The organism is Bacteroides xylanisolvens (genome assembly GCF_018289135.1).
Classification (GTDB): Bacteria; Bacteroidota; Bacteroidia; order Bacteroidales; family Bacteroidaceae; genus Bacteroides; species Bacteroides xylanisolvens.
Genome location: NZ_CP072216.1, coordinates 4,343,409 through 4,368,443, shown reverse-complemented (window position 1 = coordinate 4,368,443; position 25,035 = coordinate 4,343,409). Strand labels below are relative to the sequence as shown.

31 protein-coding genes and 2 pseudogenes are annotated in these 25,035 nt (G+C 44.1%); 21 read left to right on the top strand and 12 right to left on the bottom strand.

Features of this window, described 5'->3' with window-relative positions:
- Positions 1 to 28: 28 nt before the first annotated feature.
- The 3 genes from INE92_RS18490 to INE92_RS18480 are packed head-to-tail and all read left to right on the top strand — an operon-like array spanning position 29 to position 2,879.
- Positions 29 to 1,054 carry a hypothetical protein gene (locus tag INE92_RS18490; RefSeq protein ID WP_008016076.1) on the top strand — a complete coding sequence of 342 codons (1,026 nt, stop codon included), beginning with the start codon at positions 29 to 31 and terminating at the stop codon, positions 1,052 to 1,054.
- Complete coding sequence (locus INE92_RS18485) at positions 1,051 to 2,313, top strand: MBL fold metallo-hydrolase (protein ID WP_004317047.1); 1,263 nt, start codon at positions 1,051 to 1,053, stop codon at positions 2,311 to 2,313. The genes INE92_RS18490 and INE92_RS18485 overlap by 4 nt, the downstream gene beginning before the upstream one ends.
- Entirely contained in the window at positions 2,310 to 2,879 is a 570-nt protein-coding gene (locus INE92_RS18480; RefSeq protein WP_004317049.1) for a metallophosphatase domain-containing protein, read from the top strand. The genes INE92_RS18485 and INE92_RS18480 overlap by 4 nt, the downstream gene beginning before the upstream one ends.
- A gap of 255 nt (positions 2,880 to 3,134) precedes the next feature.
- On the opposite strand, the gene INE92_RS18475 is transcribed toward INE92_RS18480, so the two are convergent.
- Positions 3,135 to 3,530, bottom strand: coding sequence for a helix-turn-helix domain-containing protein (locus INE92_RS18475; protein ID WP_004298505.1), 396 nt, complete (start codon positions 3,528 to 3,530; stop codon positions 3,135 to 3,137).
- A gap of 393 nt (positions 3,531 to 3,923) precedes the next feature.
- Here INE92_RS18475 and INE92_RS18470 point away from each other — a divergent pair, with 393 nt between their 5' ends.
- From INE92_RS18470 to INE92_RS18455, 4 genes and pseudogenes are all read left to right on the top strand, one after another.
- Positions 3,924 to 4,793, top strand: coding sequence for a penicillin-binding protein activator LpoB (locus INE92_RS18470; protein WP_195436388.1), 870 nt, complete (start codon positions 3,924 to 3,926; stop codon positions 4,791 to 4,793).
- Complete coding sequence (locus INE92_RS18465) at positions 4,790 to 6,055, top strand: DUF6175 family protein (RefSeq protein ID WP_008770530.1); 1,266 nt, start codon at positions 4,790 to 4,792, stop codon at positions 6,053 to 6,055. Before INE92_RS18470 ends, INE92_RS18465 begins: the two co-directional genes overlap by 4 nt.
- Positions 6,056 to 6,066: 11 nt before the next feature.
- Positions 6,067 to 7,317: pseudogene (locus INE92_RS18460) on the top strand (LPP20 family lipoprotein); the annotation flags it as partial.
- Between the two features lie 330 nt (positions 7,318 to 7,647).
- Entirely contained in the window at positions 7,648 to 7,890 is a 243-nt protein-coding gene (locus INE92_RS18455) for a hypothetical protein (RefSeq protein WP_211421228.1), read from the top strand.
- A gap of 417 nt (positions 7,891 to 8,307) precedes the next feature.
- Here the strand turns inward: INE92_RS18455 and INE92_RS18450 are convergent, their stop codons facing one another.
- Positions 8,308 to 8,715, bottom strand: a complete 408-nt coding sequence (locus INE92_RS18450; protein ID WP_211421227.1) for a hypothetical protein — start codon at positions 8,713 to 8,715, stop codon at positions 8,308 to 8,310.
- 131 nt (positions 8,716 to 8,846) lie between these two features.
- Between INE92_RS18450 and INE92_RS18445 the strand changes: the two genes are divergently transcribed.
- The 14 genes from INE92_RS18445 to INE92_RS18380 all read left to right on the top strand — a co-directional run bounded on the left by INE92_RS18445 (position 8,847) and on the right by INE92_RS18380 (position 16,543).
- Positions 8,847 to 9,077: a hypothetical protein gene (locus INE92_RS18445; protein ID WP_211421226.1), complete on the top strand. Its 231-nt coding sequence runs from the start codon at positions 8,847 to 8,849 to the stop codon at positions 9,075 to 9,077.
- A 122-nt stretch (positions 9,078 to 9,199) separates the two neighbouring features.
- Positions 9,200 to 9,574: a hypothetical protein gene (locus INE92_RS18440; protein ID WP_008782233.1), complete on the top strand. Its 375-nt coding sequence runs from the start codon at positions 9,200 to 9,202 to the stop codon at positions 9,572 to 9,574.
- Between the two features lie 9 nt (positions 9,575 to 9,583).
- The gene (locus INE92_RS18435) at positions 9,584 to 11,623 is read left to right on the top strand and encodes a hypothetical protein (protein WP_211421225.1); all 2,040 of its coding nucleotides are present in this window, start codon (positions 9,584 to 9,586) and stop codon (positions 11,621 to 11,623) included.
- Between the two features lie 38 nt (positions 11,624 to 11,661).
- Positions 11,662 to 12,540 carry an AAA family ATPase gene (locus tag INE92_RS18430; RefSeq protein ID WP_008782235.1) on the top strand — a complete coding sequence of 293 codons (879 nt, stop codon included), beginning with the start codon at positions 11,662 to 11,664 and terminating at the stop codon, positions 12,538 to 12,540.
- Entirely contained in the window at positions 12,540 to 13,166 is a 627-nt protein-coding gene (locus tag INE92_RS18425; protein WP_008782236.1) for a P-loop NTPase family protein, read from the top strand. Before INE92_RS18430 ends, INE92_RS18425 begins: the two co-directional genes overlap by 1 nt.
- A gap of 2 nt (positions 13,167 to 13,168) precedes the next feature.
- On the top strand, positions 13,169 to 13,411 hold the full coding sequence (locus INE92_RS18420; protein WP_005798307.1) for a hypothetical protein: 243 nt from the start codon (positions 13,169 to 13,171) through the stop codon (positions 13,409 to 13,411).
- A 1-nt stretch (position 13,412) separates the two neighbouring features.
- Entirely contained in the window at positions 13,413 to 13,709 is a 297-nt protein-coding gene (locus tag INE92_RS18415; protein ID WP_005798306.1) for a DUF4406 domain-containing protein, read from the top strand.
- A 17-nt stretch (positions 13,710 to 13,726) separates the two neighbouring features.
- Positions 13,727 to 14,221, top strand: a complete 495-nt coding sequence (locus INE92_RS18410) for a hypothetical protein (RefSeq protein WP_008782237.1) — start codon at positions 13,727 to 13,729, stop codon at positions 14,219 to 14,221.
- Between the two features lie 6 nt (positions 14,222 to 14,227).
- Complete coding sequence (locus tag INE92_RS18405; RefSeq protein WP_005798303.1) at positions 14,228 to 14,410, top strand: hypothetical protein; 183 nt, start codon at positions 14,228 to 14,230, stop codon at positions 14,408 to 14,410.
- Positions 14,411 to 14,428: 18 nt separating this feature from the next.
- Positions 14,429 to 15,097: a DUF3164 family protein gene (locus INE92_RS18400; protein ID WP_005798301.1), complete on the top strand. Its 669-nt coding sequence runs from the start codon at positions 14,429 to 14,431 to the stop codon at positions 15,095 to 15,097.
- 11 nt (positions 15,098 to 15,108) lie between these two features.
- Positions 15,109 to 15,318, top strand: coding sequence for a molecular chaperone DnaJ (locus INE92_RS18395; protein ID WP_008782238.1), 210 nt, complete (start codon positions 15,109 to 15,111; stop codon positions 15,316 to 15,318).
- A 6-nt stretch (positions 15,319 to 15,324) separates the two neighbouring features.
- Positions 15,325 to 15,558: a hypothetical protein gene (locus INE92_RS18390; protein WP_005798295.1), complete on the top strand. Its 234-nt coding sequence runs from the start codon at positions 15,325 to 15,327 to the stop codon at positions 15,556 to 15,558.
- Positions 15,555 to 16,115: a phage virion morphogenesis protein gene (locus tag INE92_RS18385; RefSeq protein WP_008782239.1), complete on the top strand. Its 561-nt coding sequence runs from the start codon at positions 15,555 to 15,557 to the stop codon at positions 16,113 to 16,115. Before INE92_RS18390 ends, INE92_RS18385 begins: the two co-directional genes overlap by 4 nt.
- A complete protein-coding gene (locus INE92_RS18380) occupies positions 16,112 to 16,543 on the top strand; it encodes a hypothetical protein (protein WP_008782240.1) in 432 nt (143 codons plus the stop codon). The genes INE92_RS18385 and INE92_RS18380 overlap by 4 nt, the downstream gene beginning before the upstream one ends.
- 87 nt (positions 16,544 to 16,630) lie before the next feature.
- On the opposite strand, the gene INE92_RS18375 is transcribed toward INE92_RS18380, so the two are convergent.
- The 10 genes and pseudogenes from INE92_RS18375 to INE92_RS18330 all read right to left on the bottom strand — a co-directional run bounded on the left by INE92_RS18375 (position 16,631) and on the right by INE92_RS18330 (position 25,035).
- Complete coding sequence (locus INE92_RS18375) at positions 16,631 to 17,470, bottom strand: DNA adenine methylase (RefSeq protein WP_008782241.1); 840 nt, start codon at positions 17,468 to 17,470, stop codon at positions 16,631 to 16,633.
- Positions 17,467 to 18,105: a thymidylate synthase gene (locus INE92_RS18370; protein WP_008782242.1), complete on the bottom strand. Its 639-nt coding sequence runs from the start codon at positions 18,103 to 18,105 to the stop codon at positions 17,467 to 17,469. Before INE92_RS18370 ends, INE92_RS18375 begins: the two co-directional genes overlap by 4 nt.
- A 71-nt stretch (positions 18,106 to 18,176) precedes the next feature.
- Positions 18,177 to 18,419 (bottom strand): hypothetical protein, encoded by a 243-nt coding sequence (locus tag INE92_RS18365; RefSeq protein ID WP_032951854.1) that lies wholly within the window; start codon positions 18,417 to 18,419, stop codon positions 18,177 to 18,179.
- Positions 18,420 to 18,600: 181 nt separating this feature from the next.
- Entirely contained in the window at positions 18,601 to 19,086 is a 486-nt protein-coding gene (locus tag INE92_RS18360; protein WP_008782244.1) for a hypothetical protein, read from the bottom strand.
- On the bottom strand, positions 19,083 to 20,384 hold the full coding sequence (locus INE92_RS18355) for a reverse transcriptase domain-containing protein (protein ID WP_211421224.1): 1,302 nt from the start codon (positions 20,382 to 20,384) through the stop codon (positions 19,083 to 19,085). Before INE92_RS18355 ends, INE92_RS18360 begins: the two co-directional genes overlap by 4 nt.
- Before the next feature lie 381 nt (positions 20,385 to 20,765).
- Positions 20,766 to 20,999 carry a hypothetical protein gene (locus INE92_RS18350; protein ID WP_008782246.1) on the bottom strand — a complete coding sequence of 78 codons (234 nt, stop codon included), beginning with the start codon at positions 20,997 to 20,999 and terminating at the stop codon, positions 20,766 to 20,768.
- Between the two features lie 582 nt (positions 21,000 to 21,581).
- Positions 21,582 to 22,373: pseudogene (locus INE92_RS18345) on the bottom strand (phage head morphogenesis protein); the annotation flags it as partial.
- A 689-nt stretch (positions 22,374 to 23,062) separates the two neighbouring features.
- Positions 23,063 to 24,373, bottom strand: a complete 1,311-nt coding sequence (locus tag INE92_RS18340) for a phage portal protein family protein (RefSeq protein WP_211421223.1) — start codon at positions 24,371 to 24,373, stop codon at positions 23,063 to 23,065.
- Positions 24,374 to 24,377: 4 nt separating this feature from the next.
- Positions 24,378 to 24,797: a phage protein Gp36 family protein gene (locus tag INE92_RS18335; protein WP_005798274.1), complete on the bottom strand. Its 420-nt coding sequence runs from the start codon at positions 24,795 to 24,797 to the stop codon at positions 24,378 to 24,380.
- 7 nt (positions 24,798 to 24,804) lie between these two features.
- Complete coding sequence (locus INE92_RS18330; RefSeq protein WP_005798272.1) at positions 24,805 to 25,035, bottom strand: hypothetical protein; 231 nt, start codon at positions 25,033 to 25,035, stop codon at positions 24,805 to 24,807.

The window sequence follows — 25,035 nt, the reverse complement described above, 5'->3', positions numbered from 1 at the left end:
ATCAATAATACATAGTTATAAACTCTAAATGAAGAAATTGAAAATGGTTAATAATTACACAATAAAAACAACCTATTACGATAGGAAAATGGATGAAAAGTTGCTAACCCAAATAAACGAGCGGTTTCCTTGGATCATCAGTTATGTTAAATCACATAATTGTTTAGATTTCCAGACTGGAAATGATCCTAAAACTAATCGTTCTTGGTTTTCTATATATAGAGGTACTGGACGTATACTAACCTTTCGTAGTCATTCGGGTAAAGTTAATGAAATATGTGATGTAGCCGAGGCTTACAAAGAATTAATGCAACCAGATTTTTTTAGAAATCCAACACCGGATCAGTTTGACACATATTTAGCGAAAATCGCTTCCACGGAAAAGTTCAAAAGATACTATGAAGATACAAAAGAAGTTCGCAATGAAGGATATTATCAGACATTAATAGGACGTCGTTATACGTTCGAAGTTAAAGATTCTGATGATTTTATTCTTTTTGACAAGGAACTAGTTATCGGTTTTAAAACAAAAGACATAAAAGATGAATGGAATAAGGAAATCGTAGACCAACAAACATTGAAAATTGAACAATTAAGAAAGACGTACAATGGAACACTCCCTGAAGAAATAAAACCTGAGTATGGTGAATTTGACTTCCTTGGTCTAAATACTAATGGAGATATATTGATAATGGAACTTAAACAAAATGATCCTACTAAGACTGCATTGTCGCCCATTCAAACTTCATATTACTATCTACAGTTTCAAAAATTAGCTAGAGAAGATGATAAGTTGTACCAACGAATAAAAGCAATGATCGAGCAAAAAATAGATTATGGACTTATCGGTTCCAGTTACAAAAATAAAATACCATTAAAGCTTTCCGGAAGAATAATACCGTGTGTAATTGTGGGAGAAGACAGTAATTTGTCTAAAACAATCTGCGAAAGATATAGATTTATTCGTGATTTATTTTTGCCGGAAATGAAAGCATACACATACATACGCGAGGAGGGTACTCTCGTTACATCAGAAAAATTAGAAACAGAATGAATCTTATTATTCATCGTGGGGCTGACCAGATAGGTGGTTGTATTACAGAAATATCGACTGAGAATTGTAAAATTCTTATAGACTTCGGTAGCAATCTTCCTGGTTGCAAAAAAGAAGAACTGACAGAAGAACAAGTAAAATCAATCATAGGAAATGCTGATGCCGTATTCTATACACATTATCATAGTGATCATGTTGGTTTGCACCATCTGATACCAACAAATGTCCTTCAATATATAGGAGTAGGAGCAAAAGAAGTTATGCTCTGCAAATATGACGCTTTGAGGGTTCACGGAGATTACTCCAAACAGATTGAAGCAATAGAGCGTATGGAAACCTATTGTGCGGCAAAACGTATTGATGTCAGTAAGAAAGGGAAGATTTTCGTTACTCCGTATTTTGTTAGTCATTCTGCTTTTGATGCATATATGTTCTTAATAGAATGTGAGGGAAAGAAGATATTGCACACAGGAGATTTTCGCAGACATGGCTATATTGGCAAAGGTCTTTTTCCTACTTTGAAGAAGAATGTGGGAGAAGTTGACATACTTATAACAGAAGGAACAATGTTAGGAAGAAGTCAAGAATGTGTGATTTCAGAGAGCGAAATACAGAAGAATATTATAAAGGCATTGCGTGAACACAAGTATGTCTTTGCCTTGTGTTCGTCAACTGACCTTGACCGGCTTGCAACATTCCATGCGGCGTGTAAAAAGACTGGACGTATATTCTTAGTTGATGAGTATCAAAATAGGGTTCTTAATGTATTCACGAAATATGCAGGATGCAAATCTGATTTATTCCAGTTTAATGCTTTCAAGCTAATCAATTATAGAACTGTCAATGTTAGAAACAAGCTACAGAAGGAAGGGTTTTTAATGCCAATTCGAATGAGCAGTGGCTATTTGCTTAAGGGAATGCTCGATATATATAATGATGAAAAACCGTGGTTGATATATTCTATGTGGGGTGGCTATACAAAAGAGGGTAAAGACTACACAAATAGCGATGTTATAAATATCCGTAATCTGTTTGGCGATAGAATATTAGATGGAACAATGGATGGTGTTCACACAAGTGGACACGCTGATGTTGAAACATTAAAAGAAGTCTGTCAAACTGTTCATCCTCGTATTGGAGTCATACCTATACATAAAGATGAGAACTCACGATATGATAGCATTAGTGGAATTTCTTCATACTTTATATTCGACGAAGGTGATGTTGACATACATGACATTCATATTTCTATAAAATGAAAATACTTCAAATTTCTGATACACATAATCAGCATCGGCAGTTGACCGATCTTCCAGCTGCTGATGTCATTGTACACTGTGGCGATTTTACGGACAATGGTACAGAGGAAGAAGTGCTTAACTTTCTCAACTGGTTCATCGAATTACCCTATTCTCACAAAATCTTCATAACTGGTAATCATGACCTTTGCCTTTGGGAGGCTGAAGGCATTGAAGATTTGCCTAACAATGTATACTTCCTTCAAGATTGTGAATGTGAGATTGATGGTATTAAGTTCTTTGGTTTGGCATATAACCATCCTGAGACTTTGATACCAAATGATGTTGATGTGCTCATTACTCATGAACCTCCTATCATGATACTTGATGAATCAGCAGGAATTCACTGGGGAAATGCATTACTTCGAAACAAGGTTTATGAGGTAAAGCCACATTATCATTTGTTCGGTCACGCTCACGAAGGATATGGTACATTCAAGGATGAGCACATCATTTTCTCAAATGGGGCAATACTTGATGACCACTACAACTCTTGCCATAAACCTAAACTGATTATCTATAAATAGGCCAAATTATAGTTCTCCTGATGGTTATAAACAACAAAAAGTGTATATGCTAAGGTTAACTGGAAAGATGAAGTCGGATTATATTTTGATCGTATTGGCATTGACATATATTCTATTTGTATTTTATTGATAGTTAACTATATCTATTCCTGTTCTGGTATCATTCCTAAAATGATATGCCTTTCCTCTCCTGATTCTGGAAGACGGAAGGATAGGCGATACATCGTCTTAGGGATTTCTCTAGGCGTATAATCACTATAAGAGCACTTTATTTTCTAAAAGCTCTATACGTTTATATAACATGTCAAGGAGCCGACTGTTTGCTTTTATTAGCTCACGAAGATCATCTGCCGCTTCGATATGCACGCTACTACAGTCTTTAGCGACTCCAATATTAGTTCCGATAGTACCGGAATTATTGACATACACATTCCCGTCTATTTTATTAAATAGTTCTAATGCAGACATATTCAGTACTTCTGCTATTTTATTTAGCCTGGTTAACGTGAGGTCAGTTTCACCATATTCAATCTTACAATAGGCACTTGTTGATAAGTTCAACTTTTCTCCCATTTGTTCTTGTGTAAGATTCTTTTCCATACGAAGCATTTGCAGCCGATGTCCTACTATCTTCTTTAAATCTGTTTCCATGTATCTTGTTATTGGGAAGCAATTTATTATTGGACAAATGTAACAATTTTAGTGGATATAACAAATGCTATTTTATACTTATTCGAGAGAACTGTGGAAAATGCGATGGCGCAAATAGCTTGGAGATGGGAAAACGACCTCGTTTTATTGAACATACCACTCTTTTCCCTTTTCTCATTGATATTTGGAGATAACTATTCGTTTAACGGATGGTTGTAGTAAATATTGTGTATACAATGCACCTTAATGTGTGCTTAACTTTGCAGTCAGAGAAAACACAATCATTCATAACAGTAAATCATTATTGAAAAAAGAACATTCTATATTGTATTAAAAGAGCGAAATATTGCACTAAAAAACAAACATAGCATTAATAATAAATAATAAACAGACATGAAGAAGATTTTACTATTGTTCTCTATTTGCCTAATTCCAATGTTAGGCTATGCACAAACCGATGAAAACGGTAAAGAAAGAGTCTATATTGATTATTTCTCGCGTCCCGGTACTATCAGTAATATTTTGGCGGAAGCATTGCGTAATAAAGTAATAGAAGGTATCCAGAAGATGGATCGTGTAGAACTTATTGATGTTGATTCTAATGAAGCATTGAAGACTGAAGTGAAAAGACGCCAAGAGGCTTCTGCTATGGGAGATGCCGTTTGCAGAAGCGAGGTCATGACAACGTTAGGCGCCCAATATCTTATTCAGGGAAATATTACCAGTATGCAGGGAGTTAAAAAAACAGATAGTAAAGGGAAGACCTATTATCAGGGGAGTGTTTCTTACACGTTGAAAATAGTAGACCCTTCTAACGGTACACTCAAAGGAACCCAGACATTCACTCACGAGGGGCTGACCGGGAATATTGGCGATACTCCTGATGAAGCTATCATTAAGACTTTGGATTATGTAGTAATAAGCATGGACGATTTTGTTGACGAGTATTTCAAAATGAAAGGAACGATTGTACAGATTGAGAGTACCAAAAAAGATAAAGCACAAACTGTATATATCGATCTTGGAACCAAGAGAGGGGTACAAAAAGGCCAGAAATTTATCGTTTACATAGAGATGGATATTGCCGGAGAACTGTCATTGAAAGAAGTCGGACGCTTGAATGTGAAAGAAGTATTGAGCGGAACGCGTTCTTTATGTACCGTGAGCAAAGGCGGTGAGGAGATAATGAAAGCATCGAAAGAAGAAAAGAAATTGATTATTCTTTCTCGAAAAAATACCTTTTTAGGCGGACTTGGACTATGATGAAGTTACGAATACTGCTTTTGAACCTGCTAGTTGTATACACTATTCATTTCATGGCACAGGAGTCATATTCCAATGACGTAACTTGTGTGAAGGCAGATGATAACATAGCCGTTATCACCGCTTCCGGAACAGCCGAAAAAAAGAAGGATGTATATAATATGGCATTGAAGTCGATCTTTAATGCTATATTCCTCAACGGCATTGACGGAGTGGAAAACGGACAGCCGCTCGTCGGGAAAGAAGATTCTTACTATATGAATCAGTTTTTCAGTTCACGTTATATGCTCTTTGTGAAGAACTATGAAACGGTAGGAGACCCGGTACGGCAATCTTCCAATCTATACAAAGGTACAGTAACGGCTCAAATCTTATTAGGTGCGCTTAAAAAAGACTTGATACGGAATAAATTGATGACGAGACCCCAGGAAGAAATGTCGATGGAGGAAACTCGGCAACAAATGGCTTTGCCGACAATCATGGTAGTCCCCTATAAAAGCAATGACCGAAGCTCATACGCCGATATTCTGAAAAATGATTTTGATCTTCGTATAGCCGTAAGTACGGTAAAGGAGGGATTTGTTAAGCTTGGCGTGAAGACGGTGGCTGCCGAGGGAAAACAGTCAGGAACTTTGCGCGCTTCCGAATGGGAAAGTAAGAATGCTGATTCCAATGATAAGCAGTTGTTGATGAATTCGGGAGCGGACGTCTATGTGATTGTTGATTTACAAAAAGACATATCTGCAGCTTCGGGAAGTAGAGTCTCATTGATTATGACTGCTCGTGAAACGGCTACCGGAGTAGATTTGGCTAGCCGGAAAAGCTGGACGAACCGCTTTAGGACGACGGACGTGGATAAGTTATGCGCATACGCGGCACAAGATGTTCTGGATGGTTTTCTGAAAGATATCTCGAAAGAGTTTGCCCGGAAAGTTCAACAGGGGAATACGGTTGTTCTTCGGGTTAGTCTCGCAGATAATGCTATCAATACGATGAATAGCCGGATAAACGGTAGTACTACTCTTTCGGCGCATATACGCAATTGGGTACGAAAAAATGCCCAGGGAGGACGCTACCATATTCAAGGTGTTGTGGACGATAGTCTGATATTTGATTCGATACAGATTCCTGCAAAGGACAGCGACGGCTTGCCGATGGATTGCATCACGTTTGCGGATAATCTGGTTAATTATCTGAATGATTCCGGAATAGATAGTGAACATAGAGTGGATGGAAGTACCATCTATTTGACTATTCAATAAATCAAGGACGTATGAAACATTGGCTTTTATTTATTCTTGTGATTTCATGGTTTTGCTTTCCGCTTTCCGGTCAACAAACGAACCGTCCTGACTGGGTGAAACAGCATCCTGTTAGTGGTTTAAGTTACATCGGAATAGGAATGGCTGAAATATCGGAAGGAGATTATCAGCAAAAGGCAAAGCAAAACGCTTTGTCTGATCTTGTATCTGAAATTCAAGTGGTGATTGCCGCCAATTCTTTGTTGAATACGTTGGAGGACGATGGTAATGTGAAACAAACCTTCGCAGAAAGTATTCGTACAGAAGCCCGGGCGGAAATAGAGAACTTTCGTCTGGTGGATTCCTGGCGAAGTGACAATGAGTATTGGGTTTATTATGAACTGAATAAGGATGATTATGCGGCTTTGGTGGCAGCACGTCGTCAGAAGGCAATCCGTAACGGCTTCGATTTCTGGTATAAGGGACACATTACCTTACAACAGGGAGATTTAATGACTGCCATTGAATTATTCTCGAATGGAATGGAGGCTATACGCCCGGTACTTAATCAGGAATTGTTCTGCTCTTACGAAGGAAAGACAATTAATCTGGCGACTGAACTATATGCGGCTTTGGCTGGAGTATTTGATGGAATAACGATTGTTCTGAATCCGGTAACCGTTTCAGTCACGCCGTTTCAAGGTATAAGGGAGCCTATTGCTATAGGTGTTTACCGTAATGGAAATCCGTTAAGGAATATCCGGTTGAAAGCCGAGTTTGTTTCCGGGGCGGGAGATTTGTCTTCCATGTCTCCCACCAACGAATCGGGAGTTGCCGCTCTTTATGTGCGCAATATTACTTCTAAACAGGCACAGCAGGAAATTGGAATTTCATTAATTGATGATGTGTTCAGCTTGTTCCGGAAGGGAAGTTATGCAGCTTTATTCAAGCAAATGCTTTCTTCTCTTCCCGGAGCAACGTTGACTATCAACACGGTGCAGACACAGACTTCAGCTTATGTTAGAAGTGCGCAGAGCGATATAGAGGCGGTGGAACGAACTGTGAAGAGTTTGCTGAACAATCATTTCTTTAACGTAGTTGCATCTCCTTCTGAAGCCGACATTATCGTTACATTGGATAATAAGTGTCGTAAAGGCAATACCGTTCCGGGTGAACTGTACAACTTCATCGAATTCTTTTCTACGTTGGGGATTAAAATAGAAAATAACCGGACGGGGCAAATCCTATTGAATTATTCTATTAATGATGAACGGACATTTATGGGGCACAGAACGAAACGTATATTGAGGGTTGGGAGAAAAAGACGTCAAACCTATTGATATACAAAAGGTTGTGCAAGATATGAGTGGATGGCTCTGCAAAACGAAACGTTTACGTGCGTTTAATTTGCAGCTACATTTAGATGCTTTTTAGGCATACAGATTTGCAGATAAGTTTAATTGGGTTTACATAGGGCTTACATGGTTGATTCGGGTGGGGGAGTGTATGGCAGCTGCGGCTGCTTTTTTTGTGCCTGATTATTTGATATAACGCTGCTTAAATTATTCCATATAATAGTTATTTGGTATATTTGTGCCAAAATATTATTAGCTATGGCAAAGGTAATACATGTGCATTTGACGCACGGAATAGACGGAACAAAGCGGAAAGATTGGTATTTCAGCAGCATTTCGGCGGTTTATACGGTTTTTACGGCAGAACAGGTGGGCGCAACGAAGAATTATCTGCTTCATGCAGGATTATCTGGGAACGGTACTATATGCACCAAAAAGGCTATAATAAAGCAATCTACGCTCATTTCTTGCGGACGTAGTGGAAATGTATCAGACGAATAATAAGCGGCTAAAAACGCGATAAAAGCGGCTTTAGAATGATCCGGTATGGGGAGGTGGTTATACCTCCCCTTTTTTGTGCTTTAAATCGGTCTTTTTTGATGCTGGACATTCAGGTGGGCATTAAAAGTGGACATTCACTTTTATAGAACTGGACATTCAAAATAGGGTTTTTGCGGTGTGCGATACAGACGTACTAAAATACTATAATTTTAAAAATACCCCTTGTTTTTTATTTAATAGCCCCCCCTAAAAACCTATCATTTTTCACGTTTTAGTTTTTAAATGCCCTAATATCAGTGCTTTTATGTCCGTGTATGAAGGTAGGGGAGGGGGATTACTTGGGAGGGGGACATCATGGGGGATGATAGGGGGTACGCTTCGTTTCCCATCACCGGCGTGTGGTAACAGTAAATCCGCCTACCCGACATTTGCAGTACCGGAAATGGACGCATCCGATACATGTTTTTCCTTTTCGATTGTCATTTGCCGGATTCGTTCCTCTAAGCGTCCGATTTCTCTATCTTGTTCCCTGATGATTTCTTCTTTTTCGCGAATTAAGGCAAGGAGAGAGGAGAGTTCGGTTGTTTGTGTTGTTGTAGATGATGTATTATAGTAAATATCACCTTTCCCTGTAAGTAACCAGGTCGAGTTTATATCATTATATATTTCGATAATTTTCGACACCCATAAACTTGATATATCTGTTCCTTTGCTAATGCATCTTGAAATTACTCCATTTGAGCACCCAATAGCTTGTTCAAGTGCCCTTGTACTGATACCTTTTTCTTTAATTAGGATTGCAATCCTGTCGGAAATATTCGTCATAAATCGTAAATTATCTACATAAAACTTTTTAGTGTCGAAAATATTCTATATATTTGCAGCGTGTTCAAAAAAGAACACCGCGCCAAATATACAAAAAAGGTGTGTGATTAGCGAATTTTAAGTATAAGATTATGAAAGAGACATTATTGAAAAAGGTAAAACCGGAAACATTGGAAAAACTCTTCAGTGCGGTTGGTGATGTTCTTGATGAAATCAAGGATGCAGTACCTAACAAGAATGAAAGGTTCCGAGATGAATCATATACATCTTTACTCGTGATGAACTATGATGCGTTTCAGACACTAAGGTGGCACGAACAGAAGAAACAAGAAGATAAAGATACTCAGGATAACCCAGCGTGACGACCCGGAAGGCGTTAAGAGACGGGTGACGGTGTGGAAAGACACACGGGAGTGCATGGTTCTTGCGCCGGGGTTCGATTCCCCGGACTCCCTCCAATATTAATCATTAAAATAAGTGAGATATGAACAAGAGGTACATTCACATTACGAAAGCTGACCGCGACTTTATCGCAAAGGCGCTCAACGTGACAGAGAAGACTGTTTATAACGCTATCCGGTTTGATGACCGTCGTGGCAACTCCGAACTCTCTGCAAAGATCCGTAAGTTGGCCATGGACCGTGGCGGTATTGTGATGGTTGTTATTCCGGAGGTGGAAGTTTTTCACGACTATGACAAAGTATCCCGCCTATATTGTCCCAATGGTGCTCTGATAGAGCTTGACCGTAAGGATGGTAGCGGTCAGGTAATATTCAAAGGAGAAACTGTGAAGACTTATGAGCATGTAATGGTTTCGGAAATTGACCACATAAAAGCGTTTGCATCTGCATTGAGATAGGAGGTGGCTATGTTGGTGTATTACGGTAACATACAGTGTATTTCTGCACGCGAGCTCATAGATAAAGGCTATATCACCAAGTCCTGTTATGACAATTGGGTGAACCGTGGCCGTATCAAGGTGGTGCGCCGTGGTGGAGGTGCTGCTGGAAATTGCGCGTTGGTCGCCCTCAATAGTCTGCCTACCGAGTGCCTGGAGCGGGTAAAGGAAGACAACCCCGGAGGAACGGAGCAGGCACTTCGCCACTGGATCCTGTCAAACTATGTGTTGGACCAGGCTGCAGTAGCTTATTTCTTGGATTGGGCTGCCCATTCTTCCAGTAACAGAGCTACAGACGAGCTTGCCCGGAAATATGCGGTGAATGCTTCAGTTCTGAATACTTGTATCAAGCTTTATAACAGAAGCAACGATTACCGCAAACTGATGGGTGAAAAATATAACTGGGACATGATGGCCACTACCATCGAGACCTTACGCGAAGACTTTGGTCATGACCTTCCTGCCAGTACCCTGCGTTTCCGCAAGAAAGTGAACGAATACAAGCAGTACGGTTACGAATGTCTGATAACCGGAAAATTCGGCAACCAAAACAAACGGAAGGTAACTCACATGGACGAACGCCTGGTGATGAGCTTGAAAGTACTTCCCAACCAACCATACGGCAGCGATGTGCATGAAATGTATCTGTCGTTTGTATGCGGTGAGCTGGAAGTATGGGATCTGGAAACAGGAGAGATATTCAATCCGGAAAACTTTACGGATAAGAACGGGGAACCGAAAGAACTGAGCGAAAGCACTATCCGGAACATTCTGAACAACCCGGCAAACCAGCTACTGATAGAGAAAGCCTTGCGTGGACGTATGGAATTCTATCATGAGCAAATGCCGCACATGCACCGCCATGGTGGTGAGTTCTCCCTGTCACAAATAACGATGGATGACGTGGATTTACCGCGTCGGATGAAAGGCGGCGAGTATGTGCATGCCTATTATGCTTATGATGTGGTGAGCCAGTGCCGTATCGGGCTGGCCTACGGGCGGGATAAGGATGATGCTTTGGTAGTGGACTGTTTCCGTGATATGTTCCGGCTCATCGAACGCAACGGATGGGGTATTCCAGCCGGTATTGAGGTGGAGCAGCACTTGATGAGCAAGTATAAAGGAGGATTTCTGAAGGCAGGTGAGGTATTTAAGTTTGTGCATTTCTGTGCTCCACAGAACTCACAGGAGAAATATTCTGAAGTTCTGAACGGTGTGTTCAAGACAACCATAGCACATAAGAACCATGAAGGCATTGGCCGCTGGTATGGTAAGGGTGCACGGCGGGTGGATCAGAAGAAAGTGAGCGACAGCAGCAACCACACCTGGGAAGACCGAAAGTATTATACGTTTGAAGAGCTTGTGGCGGATGACCGTCGCGATTGTGAAGAATGGAACAATATGCTTCACCCCAATCAAAAGAAATATCCCGGAATGACCCGTTGGGATGTGCTCGTAGCCAAAATCAATCCGACCCTTCGACCGCTTGATAAACTGACCTTGAGCAGATATATCGGAGAAAAGGTAGATACCAGTATTCGTAGAAATTCCACAGTACGTGTGGCAAATGCAGACTGGTGGCTGAGCGGTCCGGAAGTGCTGGAGCAGCTGGAACCAAACAACCGCAGGGTGACGGCCTACTACCTGCCGGATGAAGAGGGTAAGCCTACGGATGTCTTCCTGTTCCAGAACGACCGCTACCTTGACAAGGTTCGTCCGGTAGTGACTTACAACCGGGTGATGGCAGAACAGACCGAAGAAGACCGGGCAGCCTATACAGAGCAAAACAAAGTTCTGAGTCATTTCAGCAAATACCTCAATGACCACGCCATCGGAAAGGTGGGAACCGGTACACCGGATCAGCCAACGGATGACCCGGAAGAGGAACTGGAACTTCCCCCGGTGGAACTATCCGATGATTTGCCAGCCGATTTGTCGGCAGATCCGGAATCAGATTATGAATGGCACTCCGGAATAAGCGAGGCAATGAGGGCCATCAGTGACATGTAAGAACAGAATTAGAACAACATTAAAACAGCGTTAGAATTATGATTACAGAAGCGCAAAAACAGAAGATTTTAGCAGCGATAGCCGCCAACCGTGTGAACTATCCCAGTGATGCCAAGCATGCTGCCTCTTTGGGCATCAGTACGTCTGTGTACAGTGCAATCAAGAACGGACAGACAGACAAAGCCCTGAGCGATGCCAACTGGATAAGCATTGCCCGGAAATTAGGGGTGAACCTCCGTGGTGAAATGGAATGGAAAGCAGCCAAGACCCCGACCTTTGAATATATCACAGCCCAGCTGGAGTTTTCACAGCAGTCCAGCCTGTCGGGTATCTTGTGCGACATGCCCAATATCGGCAAGACTTTCACGGCACGTTATTATGTGCAGAGCCACAAGAATGCCGTTTATATCGACTGCTCGCAGGTAAAGACCAAATTGAAGCTGGTACGCAAGATTGCTGCAGAGTTTGGGGTGGACAGTAAGGGAAAGTATTCTGATGTGTATGAAGACCTGGTATATTACCTCCGTTCTATGGAAACCCCGCTTATCATCCTCGATGAAGCAGGCGACCTGCAGTATGAAGCTTTCCTTGAACTGAAGGCCTTGTGGAATGCCACTGAACGCTGCTGCGCCTGGTACATGATGGGGGCAGACGGATTGAAAGAGAAAATCAACCGCTCCATAGAATGTAAGAAGGTGGGCTATACCGAAATGTTGAGCCGTTATGGTGACCGGTACAGCAAGGTGACACCAGATGATGGCAAGGAGCGCGAACAGTTCTTGAACAACCAGGCACGTATTGTGGCCAAGGTAAATGCCCCGGCAGGTGCTGATATAGCCCAGATTGTACGGAAGACACGCGGTGGTTTGAGAAGAGTCTATACTGAGATTGAAAAACTTAAAATGACTGCAGAATAATGAAGCGTGCGTACAGTCCGAAGGAAATAGCCGCCAAGAAATGGGTTACTCTGCCATGGGATGAGAAATGGAGCAAGCCTTTCGGATTCCCGGCAGAGAATGCTTCGTGGTTCATCAGTGGTGCCAGTGCCAGCGGGAAGAGCAGCTTTGTAATGCAGCTTGGAAAGGAACTGTGTAACTATGGGACGGTGCTGTACATGAGTTACGAAGAGAAAATCAACCAAAGTTTCCAACGGCGTATGGGTTATTTGAAGATGAATGAGGTGCAGGGCAAGTTTCGCGTGGTGACAGAAGGTAGTCTGGAGGAAGTGATTGCCCGACTGAAAAAGCCGAAAAGCCCGAAGTTCATCATCATCGATTCCTTCCAGGTGGCCGGATGGGACTATCCGCAGGCTGTGGAATTGATGGAAACCTTTCCGAAGAAATGTTTCATCTGGATCAGCCAGGAAAAGAAGAGCCAGCCGATGGGTGGCGGTGCGTTGCGGCTAAGGTACATCAGTGATATGAAGATTCGGGTGGTCGGTTATAAAGCTTATTGTCAAGGCCGCTCCATTGGAGACCCGGGAAGCTATTATGTGGTATGGGAGGACGGAATCATTCAAACAAGTAATAATTTACCAAAGTGATTATGGATAATAACGAAAAGGCTTTTGAAAGCTACACCGGAACAGAAGTGTTCCAGATTCTGCTGGACGGAAGTTCCAGCAGGGCAGTGTTGGATGACTGGCTGGAGAGAAATATCCAAAGTGACCTGAAAGTGAGAAGAGCGAAAACGCCCGGTCATGTCGTAATAGAAACGGGTGATGTCTTGTTTGCACGTAATGTGCTGATATGGAATCCAAGTTGTAAAGTCAACATCAAAAAGAAGTGATATGGAAAAAGACAAAGTTTACATCAGTGGGGCAATAGCCCACTACAATATCGATGAGCGCAAAGGTGCATTCCTCGATGCTGAAAACAGATTGCGTGCTATGGGGTTCAATCCGGTGAATCCATTTAAAAACGGACTTCCGGATGAAGCGCACTGGAGAGAGCACATGCGGGCGGATATACGCTTGTTGCTGGATTGTGAGTATATCTATATGCTGAAGGACTGGGAACTGAGCAAAGGTGCTAAACTGGAGCTTGATGTGGCCAGTTCGTGTGGCATTAAAGTATTGTTTGAATAACATAAAATCATCATGATATGGCACAGGAAGTAACCAATTTCGCCCGGTTCTATGCATTGTTCAACAAGCTGCCCTGTACAGGAGACCGGGAAGAATTCAAGAAAAGCATTGTGCTGCAGTACACGTGGAACCGGACGGACAGTCTGAAGGAAATGACGGCCAAGGAGTATGAAGCCTGTTGTACTGCTCTGGAGAAACTGAGCGGACAAGACGAATGGCGGCAGAAGCTGCGTGAGGAGCTGCGGCGGAAACGGAGTCTCTGTCTGAACCTGATGCAGAAGCTGGGTATAGATACATCTGACTGGGCACGAATCAATGACTTCTGCAGTAATCCCCGAATAGTCGGCAAGGCGTTCAGACAGATTACGGTGGACGAACTGGATGAACTGGCGGTAAAGCTTCGGTCCATACAACGGAAAGGCGGCTTGAAGCCAAAGAAAGAAAAGCAAACGATTAACCCCATGAGCATGGTGTCACTCATTCAGATTGACCCTGATGCTCCGGCAAACTGATAGGATATGGAAAATAGAAACACAAAGATTTTAGAGAATCTGAAAAAGGAAATCAACCTGCTTGCCTCTGATATGGAGAAGCAGGATGCAGCCGAGTTTTATAGCGAACTGGCTGATTGGGCATACGCCAACGGAGAGGCTATGCTGATGGAAGACGAACCTGAAATGCAGGATTATGAAAACCAATAACCCCAAAAAACAAGAATCATGGAAGAAATGAAACAAACGACCGTGGTAATGACGGCAGAGGAAAAGGCGGAATTTGAAGCCTTCCAGAGAGAAAAAGCAAAGAAAGCGGCAGAGGAAAAAGCCAAGAATGACCGCGAAATGTACAAACAGATGGTGGATGAGGAGATAGCCAACTCCATTCCGGTACTGCTGGGCATCAGTGAGCAGATCAAGGCAAGCAAGCAGACTGTGATGGACAACTTCAAAACCATTCTGGAAATGAAGGCAGACCTTTTCAAGACCAAGGTGAAGGATGACCAGCGCAGCCATACCTTTACTAACAGTGAAGGCGACAAACGAATCACGCTGGGTGTGTATGTGACCGACGGTTACCGTGACACGGTGGAAGACGGTATAGCCATTGTGAAGGAATATATCGAAGGCTTGGCCAAAGATGAAAAGACCAAGGCACTGGTGAGCATGGTGCTTCGTCTGTTGGCCCGTGATGCCAAGGGTACGCTGAAGGCTTCGCGCATCGTGCAGCTTCGCAAAGTGGCCATGGAAACCGGAGATGACCGTTTCATTGAAGGTGTACGCATCATTGAGGAAGCCTACCAGCCGGAAGTGAGCAAACAGTTCATCCGTGCTGAGATTAAGAACGAAAACGGAATGTGGAAACCTATTCCACTGGGAATGACAGAATCTTAATATGAATTGATATGATACAGAATATAGAAAAGCCCTCTAAAGTAGCCTTGTGCCGTGTATGTCACGGCACAGGCCGCATAAAAACAGGTGATTATTCCACTTTTCCGACCTATGGTGTTTGCCCCCAGTGTGAAGGAAGTGGTCGGGTAACGGTAAGTGCAAAAATGACGCTTGACATCCGTCCCTATAAACCTAAAGTAAAACCGTCTATGAACGATTAAACCTATATGGGAAAGCGGCACGGAGTTAGTTATCAGAAGCGTGTAGTAGAAGTAAACAGGATATATGACCATTATGCCAGTCACGGCGTACCGAACCGTGAAATATGGCGGCGGTACATATATCCTGTGTATGCTATTAGTGAGCGTACATTCTACAATATGCTTAAGGCGTCCGCAGACCCTAAAAATGATTTGCCGGACGATACGGTACAATTGAAATTTAACTTTGACTGGGAATGAACGAAGACGTTAAAAAAGTAGTGGCCCGGATACTGAAAGACATTCAGGTGGAAATGAGCGATGAGTTTGACAAGAACTTTGAGCGGCAAGCTTTTTTCAGTGAGAAATGGCAGCGGCGGAAAAGTCCCATCCGGGATGAAGGCAGAGCCATACTGACAGATACCGGGGCGCTTCGGAAAAGTATTGGGAGCCGGACGACGGAAAACAGCATTACCTTCTTTACTTCTCTGCCCTATGCGGCCATTCATAATGATGGTGGTGAAATAGTGGTGACAGGGCGAATGAAGCGTTTCTTCTGGCATAAGTATTATGAGGCTACCGGGTCGTTCGGGAGAAGGAAGGACGGAAAACTGCGGAAAGACAAACGAAATGCCCGGCTTGATACAGAAGCCGATTTTTGGATGTTCATGGCTTTAAAGAAAGAAGGAAGCACCATCAAGATACCCCGCCGCCGTTTCCTCGGCACATCGCCTGAAGTGGAAAAAGCCGTCCGTGAGATTGTAGAAGAGAACCTAACAGAGTATTTCACCATTGAATATAATATCATAAGAAAATGAGAAAAGAACTTTATCGGCTGCTTTGCAGCGAACTGAAGGCCATTGACCTTATCAAGCACATAGACTTGTGGAACCACAATGTGGAGTTCATCGAGCAGGAAGAGAACTGGGAGCGTCCGGCTGTCTTTGTGGAATTCTGCCCTATACAGTGGAACGCGATTGTTCCCGGTGTGGAGTACCGGGCAGAACCTTTGATCAAGCTGCACATCGTGACGGACTGGGAAGGTTCGAGTGCTGAGGGCAGCGAGCTGCAGGAAGATGCGCTGAAGGTGTTTGACCTGCCAGGACTGATTCATGCAAGGCTTGCCGGACTGAGCGGGGAAACCTTTCTGGAGCTGGATCTGGTGGAGAGTGACACCAATCACAACCATGAGGATATTGTGGAAAGTATCGAGGTGTATCAGTGTGTGGCCATCAAGCGGCTGTAATGACCGCCTGTATTAAACAGAAAAAGCCGTGGACGTATAAATTACCGTCTGCGGCTTTTCTGTTCAATACAGGCAAAGTAAACGTCGTCAGGCAGCCTCATTCTTATAAAGCATCATATCTGTGTAAGAAGAGTTGTAATTCATGTGAGCATTGAATTCTACCTTTGTACAGTTTTCAAAAGGATTACCTAAATCCTTATTTTTACCTATCCATTCGCACAACTCCAGAATTGAAGATTTGTTGGAAGTGAAATATACGTATGAATGCCCCTTCAGTACATTCAGTACATCCAGGTAGTCGGCCATATTCCAGTACATGTTATAGGTTCCTACGTCAGTGGACAGATAGGGCGGATCAACAAGAAATACTACCCCAGGAATATCTTTATACCGGTTGAACACTTCCTTGTAATCGCAGGATACGATTTCCAGCCCTTCAAGATAGTCCGTACATTCCGGGTATCCGGTCTTACGTATGTTGTTGTATAAAGCTTCCTTCCGCATATCCTGAACAGACAGTTTGTATTTCATGGAAAACAGAAGAGAGGAGGAGAGGGTAATGAAATCCACATATCCGGTGGTATTCTCTTCCTGCTCGATGCGGCTGAATATTCGTTCACGCAGTTCTCCTTTAATGATTTTATGACGTGGTACGGAATTTCCTACCATTTCGCGAATGTCAGCAAGCAGCTGATTTGTCTGCGGAATATGCTTCATGCGGAAGCGGTAGTTATCGAAGTCATTATAGATAACAGTAGAGTGGGGCTTGAGGGATTTGGTAATGTGCGATAACAGTCCGGAGCCACCGAACAAGTCAACAAACAATGTCCCATCCGGATATTGCTCCAACACTTTCATGAATTCCTTGGCGAACATGCGCTTTTGCCCGACAAATGGGAGAGGGGCTGACAGATACATCTTTCTCATACGTTCAATTCAAATTTTACATTTTCATTGCCGGAAAGCAGTTGTTCTGTTTTGTCGATGTTGTTTTCGTAAATATGCACGTTCCCCAGATTCAGGGTGATGGATTTTAGCGGCAACTCAATCTGCCTTGATATTAGGTACAAATGATAAATATCTGCCGGCAGTCCTAAATTCGCATCACTGCTTCGCTGATAGGCGGTCATGACCAGTTCTCCTTGCTCTATCTGGAACTGAACAAGACTAAGGCATGGAGCCTGGTTACTTTCCGTTCCAGTAGATCCGAGAAACAATATATAGTTCTTGCTGTTCCTTTTTTCCCTGTTTATGCGTTCGATGAGTGGCGGCAGTTTTTCAAAATAAGTTGGGTAGCTGTTCACAAGGATTGAGCCGCAGTAGTCCCACCAGTTGATGCCGACTTCCCTGTATTTTTCCACGTTGCGCTCCCCTCTCATAAACAGTTGTAACTCGTTTTTTAACTTCTTCCGCGCTATGGTATGCCCCTCGAATATATCAAGAAGGTCGGCAGGGAGCAGCGTCAGCTGTTCATTCAGTAGGTAGCGGATATTCCCTTTTTTATTGCTTTGCATCTTTCCGGACGAAAGCACCTTGCCTAAGATTTGATAATACTTGTTCATGATATGAATGTTATTTATTGCGATACAAAGGTAGGGTAGGGAAGTTTGCCTTTAGTGGGAGGAAGTCCTGATTACACTGCACACAAATTGCAGTCGGTTTTAAAACGCCTGATCAGGTCATATACCTTTCGTTCACTGATGCCATATCGTAGGGAAAGCGTTGCTACGATATAAGACACTTTTTCACCATTGGTATGCAACTTGTTATATTCATTATATAGTTCTATATATTGCACATCATCGGGTCGTATGCCCATGTAATGGCATGTTTTTAAAAGCTCCCTGTTCAATTTTAGTATCTCAATTACTTTCATATCCAGTTAAAATTCGTACATTTGCAACATCTCACTTACTTTTGATTTAAAAACGCATCCAGTGCGCGGCGAGGGCATTGCCCCCGGTCGTGCGCACTGGATGCGTTTAAGTTAAAAGTAGGTGAGATGATTTTTAACAGGCCGGTGGCTTTTTTTATCCCTCCCCCGAAGGGATTGTCAATCATTCAACCTGGTATAATTCCAAATTGAACTTATCCTTCTTCTTCCAGCCTTCAGCCAGAGCCTTCTGGATATACCTTACCGCTTTCGTATAGAAGTCCTTCAATTCATCCAAATTATCAAAGGTTTGGTATTCGGGCTGTTCATCCGAACCGAATTTGAATGTAACTGGAAGGGTCTCTCCGCCCGTCTGAACAGCCAAGTCGTATGCTGCCTTATAGTTATACTGATTCTCCGTAGAAAGCCATACAGGGGCATCCTTATACACGAATCCGGACAGGATAGCTGCATCAGTCTGGCTGTTATACCAGGACATAACCAATGTGCGGATTTCTTCATCAGTGGGCTTATGGCTGAACTCTTCTTCCATGTAGGAGGCAGAGCCGTCCTCTTTCTCCTGCACATCCCAGCGGATGCGCCATTTGTCTTTAACCGGGTTCGTGCATTCCATCAGCGACACACCGGCACTTCCTTCAACTCTTCTCATGTAAACACGTATTTGGTTCTACCTTTGCCGAAGGTCTCTGTCTTGATGGTCGTTTCAAACGGAAAACCATCCGGCATTTCTTTCACTTGTGCGAGAATATTCTTCATTTCCTCGCTGTTGGTGAAGAATTTCTTTGCCTCGCCGTTCACTTCGATGGTCACAATACAGCGGTCTTCTCCCTGCTCGGTCTTGATACCGGTCTCGAAGTCCTTCACTACAATCGGTAAGTTTACCAGTTCCCGGATACTTACCACCACTCCGGGAAATCGCTTCTTGCCGTCCTCCGGCTTGTAAGCGACATTCAAGTCTTTAAAACTTCTCATTTCTTTGCCTGTTAATTTTTTAAACAACTTATTACAGTCGGCGTGTTTCGTCATGCCGTAGAAACTGGCAATCAGTTCCCGCCGTCTTTTTCTCGATTTTACCTCGTGCATCTTCCGGGCAAACTTCTGCTTGATACGTTTCCGCAATCTCACATAGTCAGGACGGATAACATAGCCAAGGAAATCAATGCCTTCTTCTACAGGAAACACCCGTTCATTCGGCTTGATTTCCAAGTCTATTTTCTCCATTTGCCCGTGAATAGCATCACGAATCTTCCACAATTCCGCTTTCGTTTTACCGAGTACCAGTCCGTCATCGCAATAGCGATAGTAATAACGGACCCCGTACTTATCCTTCAGATAGTGATCTAAAAATACAGACAGAAGCAGGTTGCCTGCTCCCTGTGAACTGCGCAGTCCGAAGCTGATACCTTCCGGCAGCAGTGTCACGAACCGCTCCAGCAGCACCAACAGCCTTTTGTCCTTGAATATCCTGCGGAAGCACCACATCACAAAATCCTGCCGCACATTGTCGTAGAACCTGCGGATGTCAAATTTGTAGGCATACATCGTGCTTTCCGGGTCTTTTTGCAAATCGGTACGTATGCAGTTCATCAGATCATGAGTGCCACGTCGTTTAATGCTGGCCCCGGTAGTCCGGATATAGCGTTTCTGCAGGTGACGATCCACCACGTTCATTACGGCATATACTGCGATGCGGTCATACATGGATAAAATCTGCAGGATGCGACTTTTGCCATACTCTTTGATTTCCGTCTCATGGTATCCACCAAGTTGAAACGAACCGTTTTCAATGGCAGCAGTAAGTTTGGATATAACTTCCTCCCTATGTGCAAGTAGCTTTTTCCCTTGGATTGATTCCTTACGATCCGTTCCGCGCAGTACGGCATCGAATGCCTCCGACATATTGGAGTATTCGATGATTTCCTCTATGATGTATCCTTCCCTGCGCATACGGTTCTGCTGTTGGTTAGTAAAAACAGAAGATAAGGGCCTTCCTTTCCCCGGGTCTGACTTCTTCGAACTGATAACAGCCTACCAAACTCCACCCGACGCGTGATTTTTCAGCTTTCCACCCTAATGGGTGCTGTTGCTGTGGCTTGCTTCCCTCGGCACCGCTTCGGGGACACGTCCCCGGTGCTGTACGCCGATTAATTAGATTTCCAGACGCGAGCCGATATTCGCATTCGTATTCGAAGCATCGTTATTCGCATTCGCATTCGACACACCGCCATTCGCGTTCGCATTGTTGTACCCGCGATAGACCACACGGACTATCGGGAAGCTCCACCGGGTACAAAGTTACTGATTTAACAGGCAAAATGAGCTAAAGCATTACACTATCCACCAAAATAGGGCAGACAATATGCCGCCGATGACGGTAAGAGACCAGTCTATCCAGTCCCAAAGTCCGCCTTTCAGTTTGTCTTTGAGCTCCAGACAGGAGGCAGCGATAATGGATGCATACAGAGCCGTCCACGGATTGAGGGCGGCAAATCCTACAAGAAGACCGCCAATAAGGTGCTTATAGCGGTTGCTTTGTTTGAGAAATTCGATAATTTTGTTCATAACGAGTTGTTTTTGAAAATTGTTTTGTATATTTGCAGTGCGTAGAAATACGAAGGGACAGGGTCGCAAGACCGTGTACCGCCCCGAGGTCAGTTTTTACTGGCCTCTTTTTTGTACCTCTTTAAGCACTTTTTCGTCCGCTATGTAGAAGAATATATGTCCTTCACATTTTCTTCTTGCTTCTGTAATAGCTTTATAAAACTGAATGTCATGCGATGGTATTTCAAAAATCACGGCTTCACCTCCTTGTTTTGTAAGTGCTTTTTTGGCATATTTTACAATGTTGCCAGCACCGCCTTCAATACATTTCAAATCAGCTTTTATTCCGTCTATGGTAATGTCGTATGTCTGCCCTTCCGGTCTGTTGACTCCTTGAAGATATTCCACGTCATGACCATTGTCTGCAATAATTTTGCACATACGCATTTCTTTGTTGAATTTCAGGCGTTCCGCTTTGCTGGGTTCTGATTCATGGATTCGTTCCCATTGGGTTACTACAAATCCGTTATCATCCGGAGAAATATAGGTTCTTTCCCATTCGTTTTCGGAGTACGATTGAATTCTGTCCGCAGCCCCATTCCTGTTTTGAATAGAACGGATGAACTGGCATGCCTCGCAGAGTTCATTGTCAGGAATAGGATTCTTTGCCAGCTTCAGTTTTCCTTTCGCTATATCGCAATCCTTACACCGCTTGATGGTGTATGGGTTATAGTCGGGCATCGTCTTTTGCTCCATGCCTGCATTGAACCGGAACATACCTTTCTTGTCAAGTTCCAAAGCTGACTCCCCTCTTGCCATAGCCTCTTCATGATCCGTAACCGGATACTTGGATTTGCGTACCTGGACTACGGAACAGCGGCAGCCCCATCCGTTAGGCGGATAGAATTCTGCCCAGAACGGATCTGAAGCCGGGAGTGTAATGCCGGCCATCTCCGCATGGGTGGGACGTACCTTTGCATCCCCGGCCGTGCGGTACTGCAGATAATAGCGGTCACCGTCCTGCATGAACCGTTCCCATTTGGCCGCCATTTCAGCCGAAGCCTGTACAAAGTTGAATTCAGCCCGTAGATAGTTTGAATTGTATGTTTCGTCGATCTTCCGGACATCATTCAAAAAGCGTTCGAACGTCTTTCTATTGCCATTCTCATCCAATAAGGAGGGAAAGGCTTCATTCAGTTCATGAAAGGTCTTCAGCCCGGAGAATACATAGTTGGAGCGCTCCAGCCGTTTGCGCATAGCCTCGGACATTTCCACCTGCCGGAATGATCCGTTCAGGACGGAAGAGTGAGTCTCTATAAAATCCTGCGCTTCTTCGGATGCCAGAATACCTATTTCAAGGCTTGCCCCTTCCTGCCGGAACAGTACCTTCATCATGCGGTCGAACTTTTCACGTACCAGGTCAACCGGTGTGCATATATCTTTCCCGGATGCATACTGCAGCAAGGCTTTTGCTATTCCTTCATTCTGTTCCGGATTATGCAGATTGGAATATGACAGCAGTTCTTTGGAGAATGTTTTCCCCCTGAGTGTTGCGCTGATCAGCTCGGCTTCAAACTCGGCCCGGTTCTCCAGGGCATATCTGGACAGTTCCTTTTCGATAAGTTCCCTGTTCACCTTTTCCATGTTCCACTGGTGCTCTACCATGTTGTAAGCTTTGGGCTCCAGCAGCGCATCGATGTGGTGACCCAGTTCATGAAGGAATGTGTTATCCTGTGCACCTGAGCGGTACTGCATTTTCTTTTCCTTGTACGATTTGTAGTCTCGTTCACGGAGTTCGTTGAAATACAGAATACCATCATCACCCTCGAACATGGGTGCCCGGTATTCTGCCCCGGAAGTTTTTCCTCCTTTCTTTTTAAGCAGTCTGGGAAGCTTGATGCCATGTTCCAAGATAATACGGGCTGCATCTTCCGCATCTTTTCTGGCTTCTTTGTTCTTGATTATTGAAGCCCATTCCTTGGCCATTTTTTCGATGTCCTCCGTTTTTCCCGCCTGCAGGATGGTTTTTCTGTTTTCCAACAACCGGGAATATCGCTGGTGCAGCCCCGAATAATCATCGGGGCTCAGTCGAAAAAACGGGACAGCGTTTCAGCCGGTTTGCCGTCTTTTTTCTTTTTCGGATCTGTCGGGTCCGGCTCTTCCTTTGGCTCCTTTTCCTCACACGGAATGCCGTATTTTTCCTCAAAGTACTGTGGCTTTACCTTGTAGTGCTGGAGTACCATTTCTTCGTAGGCTTTCTGCTGTTCGGGTGTGTAGTCAATGGAGTAGTCCCAATCAAAGCGCAGCCCTTTGACAGGGAACCCGTGGCGCACCATGCGCGGAATGAGTTGGTTGTTCACTATATCCCGAAGCATATCACAGTCGCTTTCCACAAGGTTCTGGAACACTTCAAGGTGCGTTTCAGACTGTGACAGGCTGGAGCCGTCTTCAATGGTCATCGTCTGCCCGATGATAAGCTTTGACAGTTCGGAGTTGGCCCGATCGATGCGCTTGTCATAGACATTGAATGCATCTCCCTTGCCGCTTTCCACAAATTCGATTTCGGTTTCCATTCCTGCCACCATGGAGAGGGCGGTTCCGGCTTCACGCAGCATCTTGTCGAGACGGTCAATCTCTTTCTGATCGCGCGAAGTGGTACGTGCTATACGCATGGGCATCCCGAATATTTCCCCGAAGGTGTCCCAAAAGGCCAGCATGTTCTTTTTTGGAATAGTCTGTGAAGCAGCCTTGAGATACAGCCCGAGGTCGTCAGGTCTGCCGGCCTCAATGAGCCAGTCGGAAAAAGGAGGCTGGCGGTAATCTATACCGGTAGTCCAGTCCTGTCCGAGGTCGGTTATGACACGTCCGTACTCAGGAATGACATGCTTGCGCGGAATAAGCTTCACATCCGAATAACAGATGCAGCCGTCGCCGTCAGTGCAAAGGTCGCCCAATTCGATGAGCGAGTGCCCCCAGTAGATTGAATCAAGGGCATAGCGCATGAGCTGCTTGAACCAGGACTGGTCAAAGAAATGAACCGCTTCCTCGTTCTCATCCCCTTTCATATCCACGATTTTGAACGAACGTGCCATGACAAAACCTCTGCGCTGCTCCACACACCCGGAGAGGTGAAGGTCTATTTCCGCGTCCCGGTAGATGTCGTACAGGCGCTGGCGGCTGGGGCTGTCCACATTGATGGCATACTGCCAGGCATCGCGCCAGTTCTTGATGTCCTTCCGGGTGAGTGCATCGGTGGTGCGTTGCAGGTCGATGACCATTTTCTGCACCCGCTTGATGTCTTTCCCCTTGGTCAGATTAAAATTGCCGTATGGCGTTTGTAGTACGTTTTTCGGTTTATTGGAAAACATACCGCTGAAAAAGTCTTTAATATCCATAGTCCTACCAGTTATGATGAAGCTGCTTCTGACAGCTGTAAACAAATGAATTTCCGGACGGAAGCCCATCCTCTCCGACAGCCAGGGGCAAATCAGGGACAATTTTTCCAGCTTGTACGCCTTCAAGCCACTTGATGGCCCGTTCATATCGTTCCTTGCGTATCTCGCTTCCCATCTTTTGCGGCATGGCTGCACTCATGTGGTAAAGTGAAATGTCGCAGGTGTACATGACAATGAGCCGGTTCCGATGTTCATCCTGTGCAGAGAAAATGGCCGTACAGTCGTATTTCGGCCGTAGATAACCGGCAATTTCTTCCCGGGCTTCCGCTTCTGCATTGGTACGGTTTTCCGGGCTTACCTGAGAAATAACCTTCAATGCGTTGTCGCCGATGACAACTTTGTAATCTTCTTCTGTAATGAACATGACCTTATTATTTAGTGATGAACAATGCCATTTTTTCTATATCCCGGATAGTGGTTCCCTTGCGGAAACGGTGGCGGTGAATCAGTTCGCAGATATTCCTTTTGGGGACAACTTTCAGTTTGCCGCCCATATACAGGACGTAGTATTTTCTTCCGTAGAGCTTGGCATACTTGCAAGCACGGGCAACGGCACGTTTATAGCGCCATGCAAAAATCATTCTTTTAATCAGCTGTATCAT

Excerpts from the sequence above, each read along its gene's own strand:
- INE92_RS18425 (WP_008782236.1), top strand. The coding sequence starts at position 12,540 with ATGAAGCGTGCGTACAGTCCGAAGGAAATAGCCGCCAAGAAATGGGTT.
- INE92_RS18475 (WP_004298505.1), bottom strand. The coding sequence starts at position 3,530 with ATGGAAACAGATTTAAAGAAGATAGTAGGACATCGGCTGCAAATGCTT.
- INE92_RS18470 (WP_195436388.1), top strand. The coding sequence starts at position 3,924 with ATGAAGAAGATTTTACTATTGTTCTCTATTTGCCTAATTCCAATGTTA.
- INE92_RS18355 (WP_211421224.1), bottom strand. The coding sequence starts at position 20,384 with ATGCGCAGGGAAGGATACATCATAGAGGAAATCATCGAATACTCCAAT.
- INE92_RS18400 (WP_005798301.1), top strand. The coding sequence starts at position 14,429 with ATGGAAGAAATGAAACAAACGACCGTGGTAATGACGGCAGAGGAAAAG.
- INE92_RS18330 (WP_005798272.1), bottom strand. The coding sequence starts at position 25,035 with ATGATACAGCTGATTAAAAGAATGATTTTTGCATGGCGCTATAAACGT.
- INE92_RS18440 (WP_008782233.1), top strand. The coding sequence starts at position 9,200 with ATGAACAAGAGGTACATTCACATTACGAAAGCTGACCGCGACTTTATC.
- INE92_RS18490 (WP_008016076.1), top strand. The coding sequence starts at position 29 with ATGAAGAAATTGAAAATGGTTAATAATTACACAATAAAAACAACCTAT.
- INE92_RS18480 (WP_004317049.1), top strand. The coding sequence starts at position 2,310 with ATGAAAATACTTCAAATTTCTGATACACATAATCAGCATCGGCAGTTG.
- INE92_RS18410 (WP_008782237.1), top strand. The coding sequence starts at position 13,727 with ATGGCACAGGAAGTAACCAATTTCGCCCGGTTCTATGCATTGTTCAAC.
- INE92_RS18335 (WP_005798274.1), bottom strand. The coding sequence starts at position 24,797 with ATGTTCATTACAGAAGAAGATTACAAAGTTGTCATCGGCGACAACGCA.
- INE92_RS18450 (WP_211421227.1), bottom strand. The coding sequence starts at position 8,715 with ATGACGAATATTTCCGACAGGATTGCAATCCTAATTAAAGAAAAAGGT.
- INE92_RS18350 (WP_008782246.1), bottom strand. The coding sequence starts at position 20,999 with ATGAACAAAATTATCGAATTTCTCAAACAAAGCAACCGCTATAAGCAC.
- INE92_RS18360 (WP_008782244.1), bottom strand. The coding sequence starts at position 19,086 with ATGAGAAGAGTTGAAGGAAGTGCCGGTGTGTCGCTGATGGAATGCACG.
- INE92_RS18485 (WP_004317047.1), top strand. The coding sequence starts at position 1,051 with ATGAATCTTATTATTCATCGTGGGGCTGACCAGATAGGTGGTTGTATT.
- INE92_RS18455 (WP_211421228.1), top strand. The coding sequence starts at position 7,648 with ATGGCAAAGGTAATACATGTGCATTTGACGCACGGAATAGACGGAACA.
- INE92_RS18445 (WP_211421226.1), top strand. The coding sequence starts at position 8,847 with ATGAAAGAGACATTATTGAAAAAGGTAAAACCGGAAACATTGGAAAAA.
- INE92_RS18370 (WP_008782242.1), bottom strand. The coding sequence starts at position 18,105 with ATGAACAAGTATTATCAAATCTTAGGCAAGGTGCTTTCGTCCGGAAAG.
- INE92_RS18465 (WP_008770530.1), top strand. The coding sequence starts at position 4,790 with ATGATGAAGTTACGAATACTGCTTTTGAACCTGCTAGTTGTATACACT.
- INE92_RS18365 (WP_032951854.1), bottom strand. The coding sequence starts at position 18,419 with ATGAAAGTAATTGAGATACTAAAATTGAACAGGGAGCTTTTAAAAACA.
- INE92_RS18405 (WP_005798303.1), top strand. The coding sequence starts at position 14,228 with ATGGAAAATAGAAACACAAAGATTTTAGAGAATCTGAAAAAGGAAATC.
- INE92_RS18385 (WP_008782239.1), top strand. The coding sequence starts at position 15,555 with ATGAACGAAGACGTTAAAAAAGTAGTGGCCCGGATACTGAAAGACATT.
- INE92_RS18395 (WP_008782238.1), top strand. The coding sequence starts at position 15,109 with ATGATACAGAATATAGAAAAGCCCTCTAAAGTAGCCTTGTGCCGTGTA.
- INE92_RS18420 (WP_005798307.1), top strand. The coding sequence starts at position 13,169 with ATGGATAATAACGAAAAGGCTTTTGAAAGCTACACCGGAACAGAAGTG.
- INE92_RS18430 (WP_008782235.1), top strand. The coding sequence starts at position 11,662 with ATGATTACAGAAGCGCAAAAACAGAAGATTTTAGCAGCGATAGCCGCC.
- INE92_RS18340 (WP_211421223.1), bottom strand. The coding sequence starts at position 24,373 with ATGGATATTAAAGACTTTTTCAGCGGTATGTTTTCCAATAAACCGAAA.
- INE92_RS18415 (WP_005798306.1), top strand. The coding sequence starts at position 13,413 with ATGGAAAAAGACAAAGTTTACATCAGTGGGGCAATAGCCCACTACAAT.
- INE92_RS18380 (WP_008782240.1), top strand. The coding sequence starts at position 16,112 with ATGAGAAAAGAACTTTATCGGCTGCTTTGCAGCGAACTGAAGGCCATT.
- INE92_RS18435 (WP_211421225.1), top strand. The coding sequence starts at position 9,584 with ATGTTGGTGTATTACGGTAACATACAGTGTATTTCTGCACGCGAGCTC.
- INE92_RS18390 (WP_005798295.1), top strand. The coding sequence starts at position 15,325 with ATGGGAAAGCGGCACGGAGTTAGTTATCAGAAGCGTGTAGTAGAAGTA.
- INE92_RS18375 (WP_008782241.1), bottom strand. The coding sequence starts at position 17,470 with ATGAGAAAGATGTATCTGTCAGCCCCTCTCCCATTTGTCGGGCAAAAG.